Annotated in this window: 24 protein-coding genes; 13 read left to right on the forward strand and 11 right to left on the reverse strand. The window is 70.4% G+C overall.

Annotated elements, in window-relative coordinates; all coding sequences use genetic code 11:
• Positions 1-18: 18 nt before the first annotated feature.
• A complete protein-coding gene (locus HNR57_RS17705) occupies positions 19-996 on the forward strand; it encodes a LysR family transcriptional regulator (RefSeq protein ID WP_184560983.1) in 978 nt (325 codons plus the stop codon).
• Here the strand turns inward: HNR57_RS17705 and HNR57_RS17710 are convergent.
• Both HNR57_RS17710 and mshD read right to left on the reverse strand, forming a co-directional pair.
• Complete coding sequence (locus HNR57_RS17710) at positions 968-1,489, reverse strand: GNAT family N-acetyltransferase (protein ID WP_184560984.1); 522 nt, start codon at positions 1,487-1,489, stop codon at positions 968-970. The genes HNR57_RS17705 and HNR57_RS17710 overlap by 29 nt on opposite strands.
• Positions 1,490-1,492: 3 nt before the next feature.
• Positions 1,493-2,419, reverse strand: coding sequence for a mycothiol synthase (mshD, locus tag HNR57_RS17715; RefSeq protein WP_184560985.1), 927 nt, complete (start codon positions 2,417-2,419; stop codon positions 1,493-1,495).
• Between the two features lie 145 nt (positions 2,420-2,564).
• On the opposite strand from mshD, the gene HNR57_RS17720 reads away from it, so the two are divergent.
• From HNR57_RS17720 to HNR57_RS17730, 3 genes are all read left to right on the forward strand, one after another.
• Entirely contained in the window at positions 2,565-4,382 is a 1,818-nt protein-coding gene (locus HNR57_RS17720; RefSeq protein WP_184560986.1) for a bifunctional metallophosphatase/5'-nucleotidase, read from the forward strand.
• A 58-nt stretch (positions 4,383-4,440) separates the two neighbouring features.
• Complete coding sequence (locus tag HNR57_RS17725) at positions 4,441-5,652, forward strand: LmeA family phospholipid-binding protein (RefSeq protein ID WP_184560987.1); 1,212 nt, start codon at positions 4,441-4,443, stop codon at positions 5,650-5,652.
• A 150-nt stretch (positions 5,653-5,802) separates the two neighbouring features.
• On the forward strand, positions 5,803-6,837 hold the full coding sequence (locus HNR57_RS17730; RefSeq protein WP_184560988.1) for a glycoside hydrolase family 5 protein: 1,035 nt from the start codon (positions 5,803-5,805) through the stop codon (positions 6,835-6,837).
• A gap of 67 nt (positions 6,838-6,904) precedes the next feature.
• Here the strand turns inward: HNR57_RS17730 and HNR57_RS17735 are convergent, their stop codons facing one another.
• The 4 genes from HNR57_RS17735 to HNR57_RS17750 form a co-directional block, all read right to left on the reverse strand.
• Entirely contained in the window at positions 6,905-8,965 is a 2,061-nt protein-coding gene (locus HNR57_RS17735; protein WP_184560989.1) for a pectinesterase family protein, read from the reverse strand.
• 80 nt (positions 8,966-9,045) lie between these two features.
• Positions 9,046-9,894 carry a hypothetical protein gene (locus tag HNR57_RS17740; protein ID WP_184560990.1) on the reverse strand — a complete coding sequence of 283 codons (849 nt, stop codon included), beginning with the start codon at positions 9,892-9,894 and terminating at the stop codon, positions 9,046-9,048.
• A gap of 123 nt (positions 9,895-10,017) precedes the next feature.
• A complete protein-coding gene (locus HNR57_RS17745) occupies positions 10,018-10,281 on the reverse strand; it encodes a hypothetical protein (protein WP_184560991.1) in 264 nt (87 codons plus the stop codon).
• On the reverse strand, positions 10,278-10,499 hold the full coding sequence (locus HNR57_RS17750; protein WP_184560992.1) for a hypothetical protein: 222 nt from the start codon (positions 10,497-10,499) through the stop codon (positions 10,278-10,280). Before HNR57_RS17750 ends, HNR57_RS17745 begins: the two co-directional genes overlap by 4 nt.
• Positions 10,500-10,636: 137 nt before the next feature.
• Between HNR57_RS17750 and HNR57_RS17755 the strand changes: the two genes are divergently transcribed.
• Positions 10,637-11,458: a helix-turn-helix domain-containing protein gene (locus tag HNR57_RS17755; protein WP_313674173.1), complete on the forward strand. Its 822-nt coding sequence runs from the start codon at positions 10,637-10,639 to the stop codon at positions 11,456-11,458.
• Positions 11,455-11,652, forward strand: a complete 198-nt coding sequence (locus HNR57_RS17760; protein WP_184560994.1) for a DUF397 domain-containing protein — start codon at positions 11,455-11,457, stop codon at positions 11,650-11,652. The genes HNR57_RS17755 and HNR57_RS17760 overlap by 4 nt, the downstream gene beginning before the upstream one ends.
• Here HNR57_RS17760 and HNR57_RS17765 read toward each other — a convergent pair.
• The 5 genes from HNR57_RS17765 to HNR57_RS17785 form a co-directional block, all read right to left on the reverse strand.
• Positions 11,642-13,123, reverse strand: coding sequence for a HAMP domain-containing sensor histidine kinase (locus HNR57_RS17765; protein WP_184560995.1), 1,482 nt, complete (start codon positions 13,121-13,123; stop codon positions 11,642-11,644). The genes HNR57_RS17760 and HNR57_RS17765 overlap by 11 nt on opposite strands.
• A complete protein-coding gene (locus tag HNR57_RS17770) occupies positions 13,120-13,857 on the reverse strand; it encodes a response regulator transcription factor (RefSeq protein ID WP_062927675.1) in 738 nt (245 codons plus the stop codon). The genes HNR57_RS17765 and HNR57_RS17770 overlap by 4 nt, the downstream gene beginning before the upstream one ends.
• Before the next feature lie 146 nt (positions 13,858-14,003).
• Entirely contained in the window at positions 14,004-15,023 is a 1,020-nt protein-coding gene (locus HNR57_RS17775; protein WP_184560996.1) for a S1C family serine protease, read from the reverse strand.
• A gap of 109 nt (positions 15,024-15,132) precedes the next feature.
• Complete coding sequence (locus HNR57_RS17780) at positions 15,133-16,155, reverse strand: LacI family DNA-binding transcriptional regulator (RefSeq protein ID WP_184560997.1); 1,023 nt, start codon at positions 16,153-16,155, stop codon at positions 15,133-15,135.
• A 127-nt stretch (positions 16,156-16,282) separates the two neighbouring features.
• A complete protein-coding gene (locus HNR57_RS17785) occupies positions 16,283-17,071 on the reverse strand; it encodes a response regulator transcription factor (protein ID WP_184560998.1) in 789 nt (262 codons plus the stop codon).
• Between the two features lie 172 nt (positions 17,072-17,243).
• On the opposite strand from HNR57_RS17785, the gene HNR57_RS17790 reads away from it, so the two are divergent.
• The 7 genes from HNR57_RS17790 (at position 17,244) to HNR57_RS17815 (ending at position 21,938) form a co-directional block, all read left to right on the forward strand.
• Positions 17,244-18,095 carry an alpha/beta hydrolase gene (locus HNR57_RS17790; RefSeq protein WP_184560999.1) on the forward strand — a complete coding sequence of 284 codons (852 nt, stop codon included), beginning with the start codon at positions 17,244-17,246 and terminating at the stop codon, positions 18,093-18,095.
• A gap of 38 nt (positions 18,096-18,133) precedes the next feature.
• On the forward strand, positions 18,134-18,388 hold the full coding sequence (locus HNR57_RS17795) for a MoaD/ThiS family protein (RefSeq protein WP_010036212.1): 255 nt from the start codon (positions 18,134-18,136) through the stop codon (positions 18,386-18,388).
• 2 nt (positions 18,389-18,390) lie between these two features.
• Positions 18,391-19,458, forward strand: a complete 1,068-nt coding sequence (locus tag HNR57_RS17800; protein ID WP_184561000.1) for a hypothetical protein — start codon at positions 18,391-18,393, stop codon at positions 19,456-19,458.
• Positions 19,459-19,607: 149 nt separating this feature from the next.
• A complete protein-coding gene (locus HNR57_RS17805; protein ID WP_184561001.1) occupies positions 19,608-20,345 on the forward strand; it encodes an LmeA family phospholipid-binding protein in 738 nt (245 codons plus the stop codon).
• 202 nt (positions 20,346-20,547) lie between these two features.
• A complete protein-coding gene (locus HNR57_RS40875) occupies positions 20,548-20,628 on the forward strand; it encodes a putative leader peptide (RefSeq protein ID WP_350310325.1) in 81 nt (26 codons plus the stop codon).
• A gap of 137 nt (positions 20,629-20,765) precedes the next feature.
• The gene (locus HNR57_RS17810) at positions 20,766-21,611 is read left to right on the forward strand and encodes a sulfurtransferase (RefSeq protein ID WP_184561002.1); all 846 of its coding nucleotides are present in this window, start codon (positions 20,766-20,768) and stop codon (positions 21,609-21,611) included.
• A 39-nt stretch (positions 21,612-21,650) separates the two neighbouring features.
• On the forward strand, positions 21,651-21,938 hold the full coding sequence (locus HNR57_RS17815) for a DUF1416 domain-containing protein (protein ID WP_003991226.1): 288 nt from the start codon (positions 21,651-21,653) through the stop codon (positions 21,936-21,938).
• Positions 21,939-21,955 lie beyond the last annotated feature (17 nt).

Consider the following 21,955-nt stretch of genomic DNA (forward strand, 5'->3'; position numbering starts at 1 on the left):
GCGGCTACGCTGCCCCTTGTGGACCTCAAAGCCGTACGGGCCTTCGTGGCGATCGCCGACTCCGGGCAGTTCCAGAAGGCCGCCGTGGACCTGGCCCTCACCCAGCAGGCCGTGTCCAAGCGGATCGCCGCGCTGGAGAGGGACCTCGGGGTACGGCTGCTGGTCCGTACGCCGCGCGGGGCGGAACTCACCATCGACGGGCAGGCCCTGCTGCCGCACGCCCGGGTCCTGCTCCGGGCCGAGGAGCGGGCGACGGCCGCCGTCCGGCCCGGCGACCGGGCGCTGCGGGTGGACGTCGTGGGACGCCGGGCCGCCCCCGGCGGACTGGTGCAGCACTTCCACCGGGCGCACCCGGAGATCGCCCTGGATGTCGTCACGCTGTTCGACGTCGAGACGGCCGTGACAGCCCTGCGGGACGGGGCCGTCGACGCCACCTTCCGTGCCGTCACCATGCCCGGGCAGCGGCTCCCCGACGGCATCACGGCCACCCCGGTCCTCGACGAGCCGCTGCGGCTGTGCGTCGGCCCCGGCCATCCGTTCGCCCGGGCCGCCCGGGTCACGACCGCGCAGCTCGCCGGACACCGGATCTGGATGCCGGGCAACGTGCCCGGGACCGAGTGGCACGCCTACTACGAGGAACTGGCCACGGCGTTCGGGCCGGCCATCGACACCATCGGGCCCAACTTCGGCCTGGAGGCGCTCCTCGACACGATCGCCGGTTCCGCGACCGTGGCGACCTTCCTCAGCGAACGCACCCCGCACGTCTGGCCGGTCGCCCACGACCTGCGGCTCGTCCCGCTCGTGGATCCGGTCCCGGTCTACCCGCACTCACTGCTCTGGCGCACGGACAACCCGCATCCCGGCCTGACGGCCCTGCGCGACTATCTGGTGGCGACCCGGCCGCGACCGCCACAGGGCGCGACCTGGCGGCCGTCCTGGGCGCAGCCGCCGCCCACCCACGTGCCGCCTACCCGAGCTGCTTCTCCATCAGGGTGAAGGACTTGGGCGCCCCGCCGGGCTGCGGCTTGCCCGCCTTGTGCCCCACGACGCGGTAACCGGCTGCCAGGTAGTAGGCGTTGAGCTGCGCGTTGCTCGCGAGGCAGTCCAGGCGAACCCGGCTGCGTCCCGCCTCGGCCACACGGCGCTCGGCGGCGTCCAGCAGCAGTCGGCCCGTCCCGGGCGCGGTGGCGGTCCGGTCCACCATCAGCCGGTGCACGTACCCGGCCACGGGCGGCTGCGGGCCCCAGGCGTCCTCGTCCTCCCACCACAGCTCCCAGGCACCCGCGAGGCGCCCGCCGGCCTCGGCGAGCCAGACCTCGCCGTGCTCCATGACCCGGCGGAAGTGGTCCTCGTCGAGCTCCCCCGGCTGCCACTGCCCGGTGACACCACGGGCCAGCAACCGGCGGGCGGCGGCGTCGCGCAGTCGCACGAGAGCGGCCAGGTCCGCCTCGGCGGCGGGCCGGACACGCAGTCCGGTCGTCGAGGGCACGGCTCAGGTCTCCGTCCGGTACATGAGGTCCACCTCGTGCGTGGTGAACCCCAGCCGCTCGTAGACCGACACCGCCGCCTTGTTGTCGGCGTCGACGTAGAGCATCGCGGTCGGCAGGCCCTGCCCCGCCAGGTGCCGCAGCCCGATCGTGGTGAGGGACTTGCCGAGGCCGCCGCCCTGCGCGCCCGGCCCCACACCGAGGACGTACACCTCGCCCAGGCCCTCCTCGGCGTGCACCTTCGTCCAGTGGAAGCCGACGAGTTCGTCGCCGCGGAAGGCCAGGAAGAAGCCCGCCGGGTCGAACCACGGCTCGGCCTTGCGGTCGTCGAGGTCGCGCTGGGTGAGGGAGCCCTGCTCGGGGTGGTGGGCGAAGGCGGCGGCGTTGACCGCGAGCCAGGCCGCGTCGTCCTCGCCGGGGACGAAGGTGCGGATCGTGACGCCCTCGGGGAGCACCGGGTCGGGTGCGTCGAAGCCGGTCAACGGCCGCCGCATCTGGCGCAGTTCACGGAACAGCGTCAGGCCGAGGACCTGCGCGAGATGCCGGGCGGCGGAGTGCCCGCCGTGTGCCCACACCCGCAGCCGCTTCCCCGACGCGGCCAGCAGCGCCGAACCGAGCGCGCGTCCGTGCCCGTGCCCGCGGTGGCCGGGGTGCACGACCAGCTCGGCGGCCGGCGGCTCCACCGGGTCGGTGTCCTCCAACTGGGCATAGCCGACGAGTACGCCGTCGACGGTGAGCAGCAGATGGGCCACGCCCTCCCGCTCGCCGCCGCGCAACTGCAACCGGCCCTGTTCGGACACCGCCTGCTGCCCGTCGGTCCGGGCCGCCTCGTCGAGCAGCCCGAGCACGGCCTCGGTCTGCTCCGCGGAGAGCGCGGCAAGGGTCTCGATCGAGCGGGGGTGGCCTGGCCGTACGGTGTCGTCGCTGGTCATGCGTACGAGGGTACGGGGCGCCACCGGCAAATCGTCGGCAAAGAAGCAACCAGGTCGTAACCACGAAAGGCCTGTCGCGCTACGCGCGTTGACTCTAGGCTGCGCCGGACGACATCACTGTCCCAGCAGACCCACAGGGGGGCGTATGCCAGCCACTTCACCGGCGCATCCGGAGCGCCGGAGACGTCGTACGAATCGTTTCGCCGCTCTCGCCGCCGGTGTCGTCACCGTCGGCGCGCTGGCAGCCGCGGGGCTGCCGGGGTCGGCGACCGCCGGCGAGGAGGACCAGGGGGGCGGGCACTGGCCCGGCCGCTACCAGGACGTGCAGCTGCTGTCCTTCAACGACCTGCACGGCAACCTGGAGCCGCCGGCGGGCTCGTCCGGCCGGGTCACCGAGCACCAGCACGACGGCACGACGAAAACCATCGACGCCGGTGGTGTCGAGTACCTCGCCACCCACCTGCGCGAGGCCCGCAAGGGCGAGAAGTACTCCATCACGGCCGCCGGCGGCGACATGGTCGGCGCCTCCCCGCTGATCTCCGGGCTGTTCCACGACGAGCCGACCATCGAGGCGCTGAACAAGCTCGACCTCGACGTCACCTCGGTCGGCAACCACGAGTTCGACGAGGGCGCCAAGGAGCTGGCCCGCCTCCAGAACGGCGGCTGCCACCCGAAGGACGGCTGCTACACGGACGAGAAGTTCCAGGGTGCCGACTTCCCCTACCTGGCCGCCAACGTCCTCGACGAGAAGACGAAGAAGCCGATCCTCAAGCCCTACTGGGTGTGGAAGAAGAACGGCGTCAAGGTCGGCTTCATCGGCGTGACCCTGGAGGGCACCCCGGACATCGTCTCCGCCGAGGGCGTCAAGGGCCTGTCCTTCAAGGACGAGACCGAAACGATCAACAAGTACGCCAAGGTGCTGCAGAAGCAGGGCGTGAAGTCGATCGTCGCGCTCATCCACGAGGGCGGCTTCCCGGCGTCGACGTCGTACAACTACGACTGTGACTCCCCGGGTGCGGGCGACGGCATCTCCGGCCCGATCGTCGACATCGCCAAGAACGTCACGCCGCAGGTCGACGCGCTGGTCACCGGCCACACCCACAGCGCGTACGTGTGCAGCATCGCCGACCCGGCGGGCAAGCCCCGCATGGTCACCTCGGCCGCGTCCTTCGGCCGCCTCTACACCGACACCACGCTGACCTACGACCGCAGGACCGGCGACATCGCCCGCACGGCGGTGAAGTCCGCGAACCGCGTGGTCACCCGGGACGTCCCCAAGGCGCCCGACATGACCGAGCTGATCAGCAAGTGGAACACGCTGGCCGCGCCCATCGGCAACAAGCCGATCGGCTACATCTCCGGCGACATCGGCAACACCGGCACCGAGTCCCCGCTCGGCGACCTGATCGCCGACGCCCAGCTCGCGCACGGCAAGCAGCTCGACCCGGAGACGGACCTGGCGCTGATGAACCCGGGCGGTATCCGGGCGCCCCTGACGTACGCGGCCAAGGCCGCCGAGGGCGACGGTGTCGTCACCTACGCCGAGGGCTTCACCGTCCAGCCGTTCGCCAACACCGTGAACCTCCAGGACTTCACGGGCGCGCAGCTGATCCAGGTGCTCAAGGAGCAGGTGACCGGCCCCAACGCGGCGGCCCCGAAGGTCCTCCAGGTCTCGTCCGGCCTGACCTACACGCTGGACCTCACCAAGTCCGGTGCCGACCGGGTGGTCACGGACAGCATCAAGCTGAACGGCTCGGCCATCGACCCGGCGGCCACCTACCGCGTCGCGACGAACAGCTTCCTCGCGGGCGGCGGCGACGGCTTCCCGACCCTCGGCCAGGGCGCGAACGACGTCGTCGGCTCCGACGACCTGACCGCGCTGGAGCAGTACCTGACGGCCAACTCCTCGGCTGCGGGCCCGATCGCGCCGCCGAAGGCGGACCGGATCACGATCGTGAAGTAGGTCGCATACCGGGGGTTCGAGTTGCGGGTGGGGGAGGTGCGCATGGTCGGATGGATCGATGCGTACCCCCCACCACCTAGATGCGCATCCCCGTCCGAACCCGTACGAGGAGCTCGCCGCCCTCGATGACGGGCCTCTGGAGGAGACCCCTCTGGAGGAGTTCCTCCCGGAGGAACGCGATGTGGGCGCCGAGGACGCCTGGGCCCCGCCGGACCACCGCCGCGGCGGCAAGCGGCGTCGGAAGAATCGTTTCGCTGGCTTGCCGCTCGCGGTGAAGGCGGTCGTCGGCCTGGTCGTCCTGGCCGCGTTCGCCGCCCTCGGCGACCGCTGGGCCGTGCTGTACGCCGAGCACCGCGCCGCGGACACCCTCAAGGACCGCCTCGACCTGGCCGCCGCGCCCGAAGTGGAGATCGGCGGCTTCCCCTTCCTCACCCAGCTCGCCGACAAGCGGCTGGAGTCGGTGAAGGTGACCGTCCCGGACGTTGCCGCCGACCGGGTCTCGCTGGCGCAGGTGTCGGCCACGGCCCACGACGTGACGCTCAACGCCGACGGCCTGACCTCCGTACGCGGCGCCGACGTCCCCCGGTTCGACGGGGACGTCATGCTGTCCTTCGAGGACCTCAACCGTGAACTGGGCGCCTCCCAGGTGACGTTCACCGGCGAGGGCCGGGACCGGGTGCGGGCCCGCGGCACCCTGCCGGTCGCCGGGCACAACCTGAAGCTGCGGGCCGAGGCTCGGATCCAGCGGCAGGGGGAGCGGGGCATCGCCACGGAGATCGGCGGCATGCGCCTGGACATCGGGGACCTGGCGACCTACCGCCCCGGCAAGCGCGCCTCGGAAGGCCTGCACCTGACGCCCGAGGCCTCCGCCGACCTGGCCCGGGAGGCTCAGAAGGCCAAGGCGCTGCTGTCGGTCCCGGCCATCGTGCAGCGCATGGGCGTGCCCGAGGCGACCGTGGACCAGGCCCTGGCCGACGACGGCAAGCTCGCCGAGCTGACCGGCTCCCCGCGCTTCGCCCGGCAGGCCGAACGCCTGAACCTCATCGATCTCGCCCTGGACAACCCCGAGGTGCTCAAGCGCCTGGGCCTCGACCCCGGTCTCCTGGGTGAGTTGTCGGGCCTGACCCGCCCGGTCCTGGCCGACCGGCTCGCCCTGGCGTTCGAACTGCCGAAGCCGGAGCAGGGGGACGTGAGGCTGGAGGACGTACGGGTGGAGGAGGACGGCATCCGGGTGCGGCTGTCGGGCTCGGGGCTGACGGTGGGCTCCTAACTGCAACGCCGACTCGGTATCCCTGCTTTCTTGATGAAATTTGGTGTGCTGATGTGTTGACCTCTGTTCGAGTCTCCTTCTAGTTTCGTGCTCCACTGGGCGGTCCGTCTGTGGGCTGCTCACCTTCGCACATGCTCAGAAGGGGATGTCGTGTCTCAAAAGACCCACCGCGGGACAGCTTGCGTGGGGGCGCTGCTGGCCTGCGTCACGGCATTCGGTGGAGCACTCGCCTCCCCCGCCGCCGCCTCTCCCGCCTACCGTCCCGCCACTCCGCCGCCCGTCAGCGACTTCAAGGGCGTCAACTGGGCCGACCCGCGCGACAACTACGCCGACGACGCGGTCGTGCCCTCGGGCCTGTCCACCTCCGACGGCTACGCCACCACCTACGCCAAGTCCAAGGCGATCATCGGCGGGTTCTCCGAGCTCGGCGCCAACACGGTCCGCCTCCCGGTCAACCCGACCTCGGTCAACGGCCCGTTCTGGAAGTCGTACCGGGGCGCGATCGACGCCGCCACCGCCAAGGGCTTCAAGGTCATCCTGGGCTACTGGGAGGCCGACAACGCCAAGGACGGCAAGATCGACGACCAGGCGTCCTGGGACCGGATGTGGGCCCGGATCACCTCCGCCTACGCCGGCAGCTCCAAGGTGTACTTCGAGCCGATGAACGAGCCGTTCGGCTACACCGCACAGGAGTGGACCGACATCGCGGCGAAGTGGGTGAGCACCCACCGCTTCATACCCCGGGACCGGGTCCTGATCGGCGGGTACAAGTACAGCGAGGACGTCAAGCCGGTGTGCGCCGACCCGCGCCTGAAGGGCACGCGCCTGGCCCTGCACAACTACGGCTTCTGGCACACCGACTGGACCAGCGTCGACCAGTGGAAGGCCGACTTCAAGGCCCGCATCGGCGACTGCGCCTCCCGCACGATCCTCGACGAGTTCGGCGCCTCGATGACCACCGGCCTGGACTACAACGGCCCGGTGGGCACCTCCAACGAGATCGCCTACATCCAGGCCGCGACCGACACCATCCGGGAACTGGGCCTCGGCTCGGTCTACTGGCCCGGACTGCGCAACGGTGACACCTACTCCCTCACCACGCTCCAGGGCACGGGCACGAACCTCAGCCTGACGGTGAACAACCAGAGCGGCCTGGACCGGCTGCACTACGCCTGGAAGCAGTAACCACCCCTGAAGTGGTGACCCTTCCGGGTCCGGCGCCGCTCGTCAGCCGGACCCGGAAGGGAGCCGTTCAGGACGCCGAGGGCGTCCAGCCCGCGAGCCAGTCCGCGACCTCCTGGTCCGCGGCCTGCGCGTCGCTCAGGTGCGGCCGGTTGGAGCTCGCCGGCCCCGCGCCCGCGCCGGAGTTCTTGTACTCGGCGAACCGGTCGTCCTTCCAGGAGAACCCGCTCATGTCGGTCCACGGGGTGGACCTGACGGCGTTGCTCAGGCTGGTGTTGCGGACGGTGGTCTGCGGGTCGAGGGACGCGTCCCCGCCCGCGTGCCAGGGCCGGCCGAGGTAGAAGGTGCCGGCCGAGACGTCGCCGTTCACCGTGGAGTTGGCGATCAGGATGCCCTTGCGGTTCGCCGCGGTGCTCGGGGCGGTGACGTACCCGGACGAGGTGCCGTCCCAGCGCTTCTTCAGCGTGATGACGGACCGGTCGACGACGGCCGTGGCCCGGCCGAAGATGAAGTCGACGTTGCCGATCACGTAGGAGTTGCTGACGTAGACCCGGCCCAGCCGGTCCTTCGAGGCGGTGTCGAGCAGCAGCGTGTCCTGGTCCCCGCTGACGATGATCCCGTCCAGGAACACCTTGTCGGCGGCGGTCCGCAGGGCGACGGCCTGGTGCCCGTTGAGGGACTGGTTGGCCTTCTCGTCGAAGTCGTTGGAGATGGTCAGGTTGCGCGCCTGGAAGTCGTCGGCCTCGACGGCGACGGTCGCGCTGCCGCCGGTGCCGTAGGTCCCGCCGCCGGGCTTCGGCGTGCCCGATGCGTTGTTGTAGACGATCGTCGTGTCCTTGCGGCTCCCGCCGGTGCCCTGGATGGTGACGTGCGGCTTGTTGGAGGGCACCTTCACCAGTTCCCGGTATGTCCCCGGCTTCACGGCGATCACGACCCGCGAGGGGTTGTTCGCCGGCACGGCGTTCACGGCGGCCTGCACGGTGCGGTACTGGCCGCTGCCGTCCTGGGCGACGGTGAGGGTGGTGGCCGCGGCGGCCTTGGTGGCGGCGGTCGTACCGATGGAGGCGCGGGGGCCGGCACCGGCCTTGAGGATCGACGGGAGGTCGGTGGCCTTGTCGAGGCTGTAGGGGTAGTACGTCTTCGGGTCGAAGGCACTCCCGCCGCTCTCGTTGCGCCCGCTGGTGCCGGAGAAGGAGTTGCCGCGCTGGACGACGGCGGCGCCGCTGTCCTTGATGACGGGGTTGTTGACACCCTGGAAGAGGGAGTTCTCCAGCACCATCTTCGTGCCGCCGCGCGAGTAGTTCCCGTACGACGACTTGATGGCGGTGCCCGGGGCGTCCTCCAGGAAGTTGTTGTAGAGGTGAGCGTGGGCGGCGTTGTCGGCGGACGGGTTGCGCTGCTCGGTCTCACGGATCCAGTTGTGGTGGATCGTGATGTCGGTCTTGACGTTCTCGGTCCAGCCGATGCCGAAGGTCTTGTTGTTGTCGCTCAGCTTGTTCCAGGAGACGGTGACGTTCGTCGAGTCCTTGCGGACGTCGATGAGCCCGTCGGCCATGTGCCGCAGGTCGTTGTGGTCGATCCACACGTGATGGGCGCCGTCCATCTGGATCGCGTCGAAGTCGTGGTCCTTGTCGTTCCAGATGCCCTGGTACGCGTCCCGGATGGTCAGGTTCCGGATGATCACGTTGTGCACGCCCTGGCCGAGGAAGAACCCGCCGCCCACGATGTGCCCGGCGGTGCCCCGTCCCACGATGGTCTTGTCGGACTGCACCTTGATCTCTTTGCCGACCGGGTTCATGTTGATCGTCCCGGCGACGACGATGACGTACGGCTGGGTCGCGGTGGCGTACTTCTCCAGCTCGGCCTGCGTCGTGACGGTGACGACCTGGCCGCCGCGCCCGCCGTACGTCCCGTTCTGCCCCAGGGAGTTGACGGAGGCGAACCCGTCGGCGGTGTCGGCGGCCCAGGCGGGGGCGGCGGCGGAGGCCTGCTGGACACTGCTGCCCAGGATGCCGAGGTCGGTGCCGTAGGTGAAGGTACCGGCGGCGGTCAGGGCCAGGGGGACCCCGACCGCCAGGGCGGTACGGCTTCTGCGACGACGGTGCTGGGCCTTGCTGCGCGGCTCACTCATACGGCGATCCGTTCCGTGTGGGGGAATGACCGCTGATCAGTCGCCGCCCCGAACGGAAAGGTTGCCGGTCCGTGTGTGCCTTACCGGATGCAGGAATCGGGGTCGAGCTTCTCCTCGACCTTGTCCTCACGGCCGTCGGGCTGACCGCTGGGCAGGAGCTTGTCGGAGATGCCGTCGATGTAGTAGCCGTGCGAGTAGATGGTCTGGTATCCCCGGTCCCGCCAGCTGTGCACGGTCCGCTCGCCGTTGCCCTTGTCCCACTGGTAGTCCTCGACGTGGAAGACGGGGTTCACGCGCACCACACGCTGATACGGCGTCCAGGTGACGGCCACCTGCCGGCACGGCGGAATCGTCTTCTCGCTCCGGGTCTCGAACTTGGACTCCTTCTCCCAGCCCCACTCGTAGCCGGCGCTGCCGCCCACGGTTCCGCTGAAGATGCTCTTGGCGAGGGAGAGGCTGATGCTGCCGCCGACGCTCTTCTTCGCGAACGTCTTGGTGCTGTAGCTGCTGACGAAGGTCTCCTTGTCGTCGGCGGACCCCTTGTTGCCGATCCACCGGGACGTGCGGACGGTCTCGCCCTTGATCGACCAGGTCGAGGCCTCGGCGTACCCGCACCAGCCGCGGAACAGCTCCCACGGCCCTGCGGGCTTCCACAGTCCGAAGACGTCCCGCAGGTACTCGTCCCGGGTCTTGAACTCACCGGTGTCGACGTTCAGGGCGCCGTACACGCCCGTCAGACTCGTCTCCTGGCCGCAGAGCCGCTCGATCATCCGGTCGGTGTCCCCGGGGTCGACACCCCGGATGTCGGTCGCACCGGCGGGCCCGGCCGTGGCGGTCCCCGCGCCGGCCAGCAGACCGGTGACGGCGAGGGCGGTGGATGCGGCAACTACGCCGCATTTCCTGAGAGTTGAGATGCGAATGAGACGCATGTGGGGGCTCACTCCTGCTTGCGGATGTGTGACGGCGACGAAGATGTCAGAACAGGAGCAGGAGTTCGCGCTACTGATGGGTATGACAGGACATCGACAGCTTGGCGGGTGGCATGTCCCTCTTTATCGGGTGTCACCCCTGCGACTGACCGCGATCCGCAACACGTCGCCCAGGGACTCCACGGCCCGCGTCAACGCGAAACGCACGGCGCGTTCACCGGCCTTGGGGTCGCGCAGTACGGTTCGGGCGCCGACGAGCACGGTTTCGGCGGACGCGAGCTGAGCGGCCTCGACGTCGTCGGCGAGGCGGGAGAGCAGGCTGTCGGGGTCGTCGGTGGAGAGGTAGCAGGGCTTGCCGTCGACTCCGGTCCAGGGGAGCAGCCTCATGCGTAGATCTCCAAGGCGCGGAGGTAGGGCCGGACGAGAGGGGTGTCGATTTCGAGGGGCTCCGGCGGGAGGGGGCGGGTGGGTGGCGGCAGCGGCCGCGGCACGACGGGCGCGACGGGCGCGACGGCTCGATGCCGCCCTCGGGCGGGCAGCAGAAGCCGTACGAGGGTGAGGAGCAGTGACTCGCAGAGTCCGGCGACGCGCAGGCGCAGGCGCATGGGTGTCCCTTCCGGGAGGCAGGCAGGGGGTTTGACGAGCGGTGATTACCGTTCGTGCCTCCATGGTTACGGCCCACGCGTACGCTGCGGAAGAGGCCAGGTGTTGCCTGGCGCTCCAGGCAACGGTGAGGGGTGACGTGGTCCAAGTGGTTGACGGAGGACGGGCCGTTCTGGGGCGGACGCTGAGGTTTCTGCGGGAGAAGGAGGGCAAGTCCCTGGGGCAGCTGGCCGAGGACACCGGCTACGACAAGAGCTACCTGAGCCGCCTGGAGTCGGGCGAGCGGCTGTCCAAGCTGGCGGTCATGGAGGACCTGGACAGTTACTACGGGTGCGGTGACCTGCTGGCTCGTGAGTGGCGAGATGCGCGCAGGGAGGTCATCAAGGACAAGTACAAGGCGTTCATGGATCTTGAGGCGACGGCGCAGATCATGTGGATGTTCCAGCTGCGCGTGCCGGGTCTCTTGCAGACCGAGGACTACGCCCGAGCGGTGTTGTCAGGGTTGTCTGGCGCCCAGACAACGGCAGGCAACAGTGAAGAAGTCGAGGAACAGGTGGCTGCGCGGGTGGGGCGGCAGGAACTGCTTTACCGTGAGTCGGCGCCGGACCTACGCGTGATCCTTGACGAGGTCGCTCTGCGGCGGCCTGTCCCTGACGCGAAGGTGTGGGCGGAGCAGTTGTCACACCTCCTGGATGCGGCCGACTTGCCGAACATCGCGATCCAGGTACTGCCCTTCGCGGCCGGGGTGCACGACCTCATGGACAGCCACCTCTGGCTTTTCTGGCAGCGCGTTGGTGATCCGGTCGCCTGGACGGAGGGCAACGGCTTCGGTGAGTTGATCACGCAAGCGGACAAGGTCCTGCGCTTCCGTTTGTCCTACGATCGCGTCAGGGACGCGGCGCTGACTCCCGTGGAGTCGACGGCGTTCATCAAGCGCCTTCTAGAGGAGTGCAGAGAATGAACCGAGCCCCTGACCTCACTGCCGCCGCGTGGCGCAAGTCGTCCTACAGCGACGGGGGTGGCACAAACTGCCTTGAGGTCTCCGACGGCCACTCCGGCAGAGTCCCCGTCCGCGACAGCAAGCGCCCCGACGGCCCCATACTCGTGTTCGGCGCGAGCCCCTGGGCATCGTTCCTCACCTACGTCACGAAGTAGGAGGATCCTCCGGCGGTGGAACAGCCGCCCCCGGCAGTCGTACCGTCGCCACCGTGCCGCCGCCCTCCGCCGGGGAGAGGGACACCTCACCCCCCGCCTGCTGAACCGTCCGCGCCACGATCGACAGGCCCAGGCCCGAGCCCGGCAGGGCCCGGGCGCCGGGGGAGCGCCAGAAGCGGTCGAAGACGTAGGGGAGTTCGTCGGCGGGGATGCCCGGGCCGTGGTCGCGGACCGTGAGGACGCCCTCGGTCAGGCGGACCTCGATCAGGCCGCCCTCCGGGCTGAACTTCACCGCGTTGTCCAGGATGTTGACCACCGCCCGCTCCAGGGCGGAGGGTTCCGCGCGGACGAACCAGGGCTCGACGTCCGCCGTGATCGTGAGTTCCGGTCCGCGTAGCCGCGCCCGCCGCAGTGCCGACTCGACCGTGTCCTGCCAGGCGACGATCTGCGTCCGGCCCGAGTGCTGGCCCGTGTCCGGGCGGGACAGTTCCTGGAGGTCGCCGATGAGTGCGGCCAGCTCCGTCATCTGCGCCTTCACCGACGCGAGCAGCGCCTTGCGGTCGGCCTCGGGGATGGGGCGGCCGGTTTCCTCGCTGCGGGTGAGGAGTTCGATGTTGGTACGGAGGGAGGTGAGCGGCGTGCGGAGTTCATGGCCGGCGTCCGCGATCAGTTGCTGCTGGAGGTCACGGGAGCTGGCCAGGGCCGAGGTCATGGCGTTGAAGGAGTGGGACAGCCGGGCGATCTCGTCCTCGCTGTCGTCCGCCACGGGGATGCGGATGTTCAGGTCCTCCGTGCGGGCCACGTGCTCGACGGCGTCCGTCAGCTTGTCCACGGGGCGCAGCCCGGCCCGGGCGACGGCCAGGCCGGCGGCGCCGGCGCCGAGCACTCCCACGCCGGAGACCAGCAGGAGGATCAGCGCCAGCTCGTTGAGCGTGGACTGCGTTCCCTTGAGCGGCAGGGCGATGACGAGGGAGTAGTCGGCGGCGACGCCCGGGGGCAGGTCATCGTCGTACTTGATGGTGACCGCCGTCGTCAGGACGCGCAGCTTGTTGCCGTGGTCGTCCGTGCCGTCGCGGATGCGGCCCTGGTTCGGGTCCGGGTCCTTGGCCACGGCCTTGTCGTCGTCGGTGACGCGCACCTGGGTCGTGGAGGAAGGGAAGAGACACAGCTTGCCGTCGACGCGGACCAGCTGCCCGTAGGTCTTGGGCCGCGACCCCATGCCCACCGAGTCGGAAGGCGTCTGCCGGCATTCGCCGGTGAGCGCCTGGAACTCGCCCGGACGCAAGGGTCCGACCGACGACTTCAGGTCGTTGTCGATCTCGTCGTACAACTTCCCCTGCACGATGAACCAGCAGGTCACCGACACCGCCGCCACGGCGAACGCCACCGCGGCGGCCACCAGCAGGGCCAGTCGGGACCGGATCGGCAGGGAGCGGAAACGCCGTACGACCCGGTGCGTCCTGGAACTCACTCCGCGCCGCCCTGCCGCAGTACGTAACCGACGCCCCGGACCGTGTGCACGAGCCGCGGCTCCCCGCCCGCCTCGGTCTTGCGGCGCAGGTACATCACGTACACGTCGAGGGAGTTCGACGACGGCTCGAAGTCGAAGCCCCAGACGGCCTTGAGGATCTGCTCGCGGGTGAGGACCTGGCGCGGGTGCGCCATGAACATCTCCAGGAGCGTGAACTCCGTCCTGGTCAGCTCCACTTGACGTCCGCCCCGCGTGACCTCACGCGTGGACAGGTCCATGCGCAGGTCGGCGAAGGTCAGCGCGTCCTCGTCGGCCGGGCCGGCCGCGCCCACGGCCGCCGCGTAGGTGCTGCGGCGCAGCAGCGCGCGGATGCGGGCGAAGAGTTCGTCGAGTTCGAACGGCTTGACCAGGTAGTCGTCGGCGCCCGCGTCGAGGCCGGTGACGCGGTCGCCGACCGTGTCACGGGCCGTGAGCATCAGGATCGGCGTGGTGTCGCCGGTGGCGCGGATGCGGCGTGCCGCCGTCAGGCCGTCCATGCGCGGCATCTGGATGTCGAGGACGACCAGGTCGGGCCGGTAGGCCGCCGCCTTGTCCAGCGCGTCGGCGCCGTCGACGGCGACCTCGGTCCCGTACCCCTCGAACGCGAGGCTGCGCTGGAGCGCTTCGCGTACGGCCGGCTCGTCGTCGACGATCAGGATGCGCTGCGGGTCACGGTCGCCGTCTGCGGGGCTCATGGGTCGGGGTCCTCGAGTGTGAAGGGGGACGGGGTGCTGCTGCTCTGACGCTCTCAGCGTCGCACGCCGGCGGGCGATGGCGGGGGGAGCGCCGGCCCGCGGTGGGCGGTTGCGGGGGAGCGCCTGCCGGTGGCCGGGGTCCGGACTCAGTCGGTCGAACCCGCCCGCAGCTTCGCCAGGTCCGCCTTGACGGTGTTGATCGGGATGGCGAAGCCCAGGCCGACGCTGCCCGCGTCGGAGGACGAGGAGGCCTGGCTCGTCGGCGAGTACATCGCGGAGTTGATCCCGATGATGTTGCCGTTCATGTCGATCAGCGCGCCGCCGGAGTTGCCCGGGTTGAGGGACGCGTCGGTCTGGAGCGCCTTGTACGTCGTCGTGTCGTTGCCTGTGTCGCCGTTGAACTGGCGCCCGCCGAACTCGAACGGCCACTGGTCACCCTGCCCCTGGCCCTGCCCCCACTGCTGCTGGCCCTGGTCCTGGCCCTGCTCGGTCGGGACGGTGACGTCACGGTCGAGGGCCGAGATGATGCCGCTGGTGACGGTGCCGGACAGCCCCTCGGGGGAGCCGATCGCCACGACCTGGTCGCCGACCTGGATCCCGGCCGAGTCGCCGAGGGTGGCCGCCTTCAGGCCGGAGGCGTTCTCCAGCTTGATCAGCGCCAGGTCCTTCTTGCTGTCGGTGCCGACCACCTTGGCGGTGTACGACGTGCCGTCGCTGGTGGTCGCCTTGATCTGCGAGGCGCCGGAGACCACGTGGTTGTTGGTGACGATCTCGCCGTTGCTCGTGATGATCACGCCGGAGCCGGTGGACGACCCGGCGTTGGAGTCGGCGCTGATCTCGACGATGCTCGGGCTGACCGCCTTCGCGACCCCGGCGACCGTGCCCTTCTGGCTGGAGGGCACCACGGTGGTGCTGGTGGAGCTGGAGGCGACGGTGTCGTTGCCGGTCAGTTCCTGGATGCCGTAGGCGGTGCCGCCGCCTATCGCCGCCGCGACGATCGCCACGGCGGCGATCAGGGCGAACGGGCCACGGCCGCGCTTCTTCGGATGCGGAGCATGTGCCGGGGCGTACGCCGGCGGGGGCGGCCACTCGGGGTTCACCGGGGCCTGCTGCTGACCCTCGTAAGGGTTCTCGTACTCGCCACTGCGGTGGAAGCTCTCGGTCATGGAACTGAGCTTGTCGCCCGACCATGAGAGCTTCCTGAGTGCTTGCTGAGAAGCCCGACAGAACCTCGTATGCCCGATATAAAGAGGCTCCCCGTCCAGCCGCCGGAGGCTACGCGCAGCCGCAGGAGTGCCGGGTCACCAGCCGCGACGGGAACACCTTCAGCCGCTCCCGCCGGGCCCCCGCGACCCGCAGCCCGTCGTCGAGGACGAGGTCGACGGCCGCCCGGGCCATCGCCGGACGGTCGGAGGCGACCGTCGTCAGGGGCGGGTCGGTGAGCGCCGCCTCCTTGATGTCGTCGAAGCCGGCCACCGCCAGCTCGCCGGGCACGTCGATGCGCAGTTCGCGCGCCGCGCGCAGCAGGCCGATCGCCTGGTCGTCGGTGGAGCAGAAGATCGCCGGCGGGCGGTCGGGGCCGGACAGGATCTTCAGGGCGGCCTGGTAGGCGTCGTAGCGGTTGTAGAGGGCCTCGAAGAGGCGGCCCTCCGTGGAGATCCCGGCCTCGTCCATGGCGCGGCGCCAGCCCTCGACGTGGTCGGAGACCGGGTCGCCGACCGCGGGCGTCTCGGCTATGCCGCCCATACAGGCGACGTACTCGTGGCCGTGCTCCAGCAGGTGCCGGACGGCGAGCTCGGCGCCGCCGAGGTCGTCCGTGACGACGGCGACGTCGTCGATGGCCTCGGGGCGTTCGTGCAGCAGCACCACCCGGGCGTCCCAGGCCTCGATCTCGGCGGCGGCCAGGTCGTTGAGCGCGTGGCTGACGAGGATCAGGCCGGAGACGCGCATGCCGAGGAAGGCGCGCAGGTAGTGGACCTCGCGCTCGGCCACGTAGTCCGTGTTGCCGACGAGGACCATCTTCCCGCGCTCGGAGGCGGCCTGCTCGACCGCGTGCGCCATCTCCCCGAAGAAGGGCTGGCGGGCGTCCGGGATGATCAGGCCTATGAGGTCCGTGCGCCGGGATGCCATCGCCTGGGCCACCCGGTCGGGCCGGTACCCCAGTTCCTTGATGGCGGCGAGGACACGCTCGCGCGTGGCCGGGGCGACCGGCCGGGGTCCGTTGTTGATGACATAGCTGACCACGGCAGTGGAAGTCCCTGCCAGCCGCGCCACATCATCCCGAGTCACCTTGGCCACGCGCGGAGTCTACGCGGATATACCGGCTCTGGGCAGGGCGTAAAGGAGGTTCTGTGCGATATCCCGACCGCCGTCCGGGGCACCCTGTGCGGGAAGCGATGCCCAGGCCGGCGCCGCGATACGCCTCTCATGCCTTGGCGCGGGCCTCGGCGGCGTCCAGGGCGGCCGACTCGTCCGCCTTGTCCGTCTTTGCGTTGGCTGCCTTGGTCTTCGCGTCCTCGGCGCCGCGCTCCATCTTCTCCGGCTTCTCCGGCGTAACGAATCGATAACCGACGTTCCGGACGGTGCCGATCAGCGACTCGTGCTCGGGGCCCAGCTTGGCGCGCAGCCGCCGTACGTGCACGTCGACCGTGCGCGTACCGCCGAAGTAGTCGTAGCCCCAGACCTCCTGGAGCAGCTGGGCGCGGGTGAAGACGCGGCCGGGGTGCTGCGCGAGGTACTTCAGGAGCTCGAACTCCTTGAAGGTGAGGTCGAGGACGCGGCCCTTGAGTTTGGCGGAGTACGTCGCCTCGTCGACCGACAGGTCGCCGTTGCGGATCTCCATGGGGGAGTCGTCGCTGACGATCTGCTGCCGACCCATGGCCAGCCGCAGCCGCGCCTCGACCTCCGCCGGGCCGGCGGTGTCGAGCAGCACGTCGTCGATGCCCCAGTCCGCGGTCACGGCGGCGAGACCGCCCTCGGTGACGACGAGGACGAGCGGGCAGCCCGGCCCGGTGGAGCGCAGCAGCTGACAGAGGCTGCGGACCTGCGGCAGATCACGCCGGCCGTCGACGAGGATGACGTCGGCGCCGGGGGTGTCGACGAGGGCGGGGCCCTCCGCGGGGGCCACACGCACGTTGTGCAGAAGCAGGCCGAGGGCGGGGAGCACCTCCGTCGACGGCTGGAGGGCGTTGGTCAGGAGCAGCAGAGAACTCATACGTCTGGTTCCTCCTCGGTCCCTGCGAGGACGTTTGTTGGCACAGCACCGCTCTGCGATCCCGAAGGCCCCGTACACCTGCGGTTTCCCGCGTCGTATACAACGCTTCCGAAAGCACAAAAGGACCCGGGGGCTACGCTGCCCGAGTCCTCTGCCCAGCAGAATAGCCCACATGAGCTCTGGTCCGTCAGGTCATGTGAGGCGTTCCACCGATCGTCCGCATTCCGAGACGCGCGGGGGAAAGCCTGTGCGGATGTCTTCACGGGCGTTTCTGCGCACGTCCGACGGTGTCGCGATCGACGCCGTATACGAGCCGGGAGCGGCTGTATACGACACCTCCGGGACGCCCTCCGCTCATCCCGTGTTCGTCGTCGCCCACGGATTCACCGGCGCGGTGGACCGCCCGCACGTGCGTCGGATCGCGGCGGCGTTCGCCCGGCACGGGGGCGTGGTCACCTTCTCCTTCCGCGGGCACGGGATGTCCGGCGGGCACTCCACGGTCGGCGACCGGGAGGTGCTCGACCTGACGGCGGCGGTGGCCTGGGCGCGGAGCCACGGGCACGCGCGGGTGGTGACCGTGGGCTTCTCCATGGGCGGCTCGGTGGTGCTCCGGCACGCGGCGCTGCACCCGCGCCAGACCGACGCGGTGGTGTCGGTCAGCTCGCCGGCCCGCTGGTACTACCGGGGCACCGCCCCCATGCGGCGGCTGCACTGGCTGGTGACCCGGCCGGAAGGGCGGGTCGTGGGCCGGTACGGGTTCCGCACGCGCATCCACCACCGGGACTGGAACCCGGTGCCCCTCTCCCCGGTGGAGGCGGTGCGGAGGATCGCCCCGACCCCCCTCCTGATCGTGCACGGCGACGCCGACGGCTACTTTCCCGTCGACCATCCCCGGATGCTGGCCGCGGCCGCCGGTGACCAGGGCGAACTGTGGCTGGAGGCCGGTATGGGGCATGCCGAGCACGCGGCGGGCGACGAGTTGCTGGCCCGGATCGGGGCGTGGGGCGTGGGCCGGGCGGGCTAGCCTGACGGGGTTCACCGTCGAATTCATTGAGGAAGCAGATGCCAAAGGTCACGGTGCGCTACTGGGCCGCCGCCAAGGCCGCGGCCGGGGTGGCCGAGGAGCCGTACGAGGCGGCCACGCTCGCCGAGGCGCTCGACGGGGTGCGCGAGCGGCACCCCGGCGAACTGGAGCGCGTCCTGCGCCGGTGCTCGTTCCTCGTGGACGGCGACCCCGTGGGCACCCGCGGGCATGAGACGGTACGGCTGGCCGACGGCGGCACGGTCGAGGTACTCCCGCCGTTCGCAGGAGGATGACGATGAACGACCAGCCGAACCGGCCCCACCAGCCGTACGACCCCTACGGGCAGCAGCCACAGGCGCCGCAGACGTGGCCCGGGCAGGGGTACCAGGGGCACCAGGGGTACGAGGACCCGCAGGCCGCCCAGCAGTACACGCAGCAGTGGCAGGGGCAGACCTGGGAGACGCAGAACCACCGGTCGGTGTCCGCGCAGGCGCCGGATCCGGAGACGGCGATCCTGACCCCCCAGTCGCCGCCGCAGCGACCTGCGGCCCCGGCCGGAGCCGACGCCTCAGCTCCCGGCTACGGCCCCGCCACCGTCGGCGGGAACACCCGCGTCACCGACGCTCAGCGGGCCCGGGCGGAGGGCCGGTCCCCGATCATCGAGCCCGGCATGCAGCCGGCCGCGCTGACGGCGCTGCTCGGGCTGCTGCTGGCCGGTGCGGCGGCGGTCGGGACGTACGCGCTGCTCGTGCCGCTGGTGGTCCTCCAGGCGGTCACGGCGGCGGGCTGGTTCCGGCTGAACGGCATGTGGCCGGCCCGGCAGGGCATCGCGCTGGGCTTCGCGGGCGCGCTGGCCGCGGACGCGGCGCTGCTGGCGTCGGACCGCTCCCCGTCGGCGATCCTCGGCACGCTCGGGGTGTGGGTGCTGCTCGCGCTGGTCCTGCAGCTGCGGTCGCACGCCGACCCGGACGAGCGGATGTACGGCCTGATGGCGACGGTCGCGGCCTCGGCGCTGGCGATCGTGGCCGGCGGGTACCTCGCGGCCGCCGCGGACGCGGTGACGGTGGGCTCGGTCGCCGTGGCGGTGGCCGTCCTGGCCCGCGCGGTGCCGCTGCCGACCCCGGCTTCGGTGGTGGTGTCCCTCCTCGCCGCGGCGGGCGCGGGCATCGCGGCCGGGTCGGTCACGGACCTCGGCACCTCCGGTGCCCTCCTCGGCGCGGGCGCCGCCGCCTGCGCCCTGATCGGCCACCGGGTCGCGAGCTACGACTACCCGTCCCGCTTCGTCCACTTCACGGCGGGCGTGGCCCTGCCGCTGGCCGCGGCGGCCCCGGCGGTGTACGTCCTGGGCAGGGCGCTGGCGTAGCCCCGGCCGCCGGACGACTGGCCTCCGCCCTGTCACAGATGATCAACAATCCGGCGGCCCCCCTTCCCTCCAGGGTTACTCTCACGCAAGGGACGGCCACCCGGTCGTCAGGGACCGCCGTCTAACCGACTGGGTGGGGGACACACCGCATGCGCGCACTGCGAATACTGCTGATCTTCGTCGTGATCCTGGGCGGGCTCTTCGTGATCGCCGACCGCGTCGCGGTCAACTTCGCCGAGGACGAGGCCGCCGACCGGCTGAAGACGACGGAGAACCTGTCGGCGACCCCCGACGTGTCGATCAAGGGCTTCCCGTTCCTCACCCAGGTCGCCGGCGGTTCCCTGGACGACATCGAGGTCGGCATCAAGGACTACGAGGCCACCACTGGCAACGGCGGCCAGAAGATCCGCATCGACGACCTCCAGGCCGACATGCGGGGCGTCGAGTTCTCCGGCGACTACAGCTCCGCCACCGCCTCCAGCGCCACCGGCACCGCGACCATCGCCTACGACGAGCTGCTGAAGACGGCGAAGTCCGAGCCCACCCAGGTCGCCCCGGGCGTCACCGCCCATGTCGTCGGCCTCTCCGACGGCGGCAACGGCAAGATCAAGGTCACCGTCGAGGCCACGGTGCTCGGCACCAAGCTCCCGGAGCCGGTCTCCGTGCTCAGCTCGGTGAAGGTGGACAACGGCACCGTCCGCGTGCACGCCGACGGGCTGCCCAAGTTCGGCGGTGTCGACATCGCCGAGAACCGTGTCCGGGCGATCACCGACTTCCAGCAGAAGATCGACGGCCTGCCGGGCGGCATCAAGCTGGACACGGTCCAGGCCGCCCCGGACGGCGTCGAGATCACGGTGAAGGGTTCCGACGTCCGGCTGGCCGGGTAGGCAGAGCGCGAGGCGCCGGACCAGGGGTGTCCGGTGGGCGAGACGGCGGCGTCCGCAGCTCAGATGTGACGGCCGATACGTCGGGTCACGGTCCGTGCCACGCAGCCTCACGGAGCCCTCGCATCCCATATGGCGGATCATCCCGTCTCAGTATGCGACACGCCGGTGACATGCCCGCCCGACCGTCCCTACGATCGACGCTATGAAGCGACAGGCGGACCTCACGAAGCGGCGGGCAGTAGACCTGTGCCGCGTCGCCGCCATGCTCTGTCGCACCTTCTGAGCGATCGCGTCGGCAGTCGCGCCGGCGCGCGCATCCCCGTAGCCCCGCATCACGGGCACCCGTGCGCCGCCCTGCCTCAAGGGTGCGCCCTGCAGACCTCGCACGCCCCGCCGTAACTGCCCCGGAGGAGAAGAAGCATGAGCCGCAACGACGTCCTGGTTGACGCCGACTGGCTCCAGGAGCACCTGGACGACCCGACCATCGCCATCGTCGAGGTGGACGAGGACACGTCCGCCTACGAGAAGAACCACATCCGCAACGCCATCCGGATCGACTGGACCAAGGACCTGCAGGACCCGGTCCGCCGTGACTTCGTCGACCAGGAGGGCTTCGAGAAGCTCCTGTCGGAGAAGGGCATCGGCAACGACCACACCGTGGTCCTCTACGGCGGCAACAACAACTGGTTCGCCTCCTACGCCTACTGGTACTTCAAGCTCTACGGCCACGAGAGCGTCAAGCTCCTCGACGGCGGCCGCAAGAAGTGGGAGCTCGACGCCCGCGAGCTGGTCGCCGGCGACGAGGTGCCGGAGCGCCCGAAGACGGACTACAAGGCCAAGGCCCAGGACACGTCCATCCGCGCCTTCCGCGACGACGTCGTGGCCGCCATCGGGTCGCAGAACCTCGTCGACGTGCGTTCGCCCGACGAGTTCTCCGGCAAGCTGCTCGCCCCGGCCCACCTGCCGCAGGAGCAGTCGCAGCGCCCGGGCCACGTCCCGTCCGCCCGCAACATCCCGTGGTCCAAGAACGCCAACGACGACGGCACCTTCAAGTCGGACGAGGAGCTCAAGGAGCTCTACGCCGAGGAGAGCGTCGACCTGGCCAAGGACACCATCGCCTACTGCCGCATCGGTGAGCGCTCCGCGCTGACCTGGTTCGTGCTGCACGAGCTCCTCGGTGTGGAGAACGTCAAGAACTACGACGGCTCCTGGACCGAGTACGGCTCCCTCGTGGGCGTGCCGATCGAGCTCGGCGCCAACAAGTAACCCTCCCCGACCGACCTTTCCAGACTTCAGGAGTACGACATGTGCGGTGCGAAGGCCGGCGGCCCCGACGCCTCGACGATCAAGCCCGGTGAGACCACCATCCAGGGTCAGGTGACCAAGGACGGCGAGCCCGTGGTGGGCTACGTCCGTCTGCTGGACTCGACCGGCGAGTTCACGGCCGAGGTGCCGACCTCGGCGACCGGACAGTTCCGCTTCTACGCGGCCGAGGGCACCTGGACCGTCCGTGCCCTCGTGCCCGGCGCCACCGCCGACCGCACGGTCGTCGCCCAGCAGGGCGGCCTGGCGGAGGTCGCGATCGCCGTCTGACGACGACCGGTCCTCGA

The sequence above is a fragment of the Streptomyces paradoxus genome, from assembly GCF_014202475.1.
GTDB lineage: Bacteria > Actinomycetota > Actinomycetes > Streptomycetales > Streptomycetaceae > Streptomyces > Streptomyces paradoxus.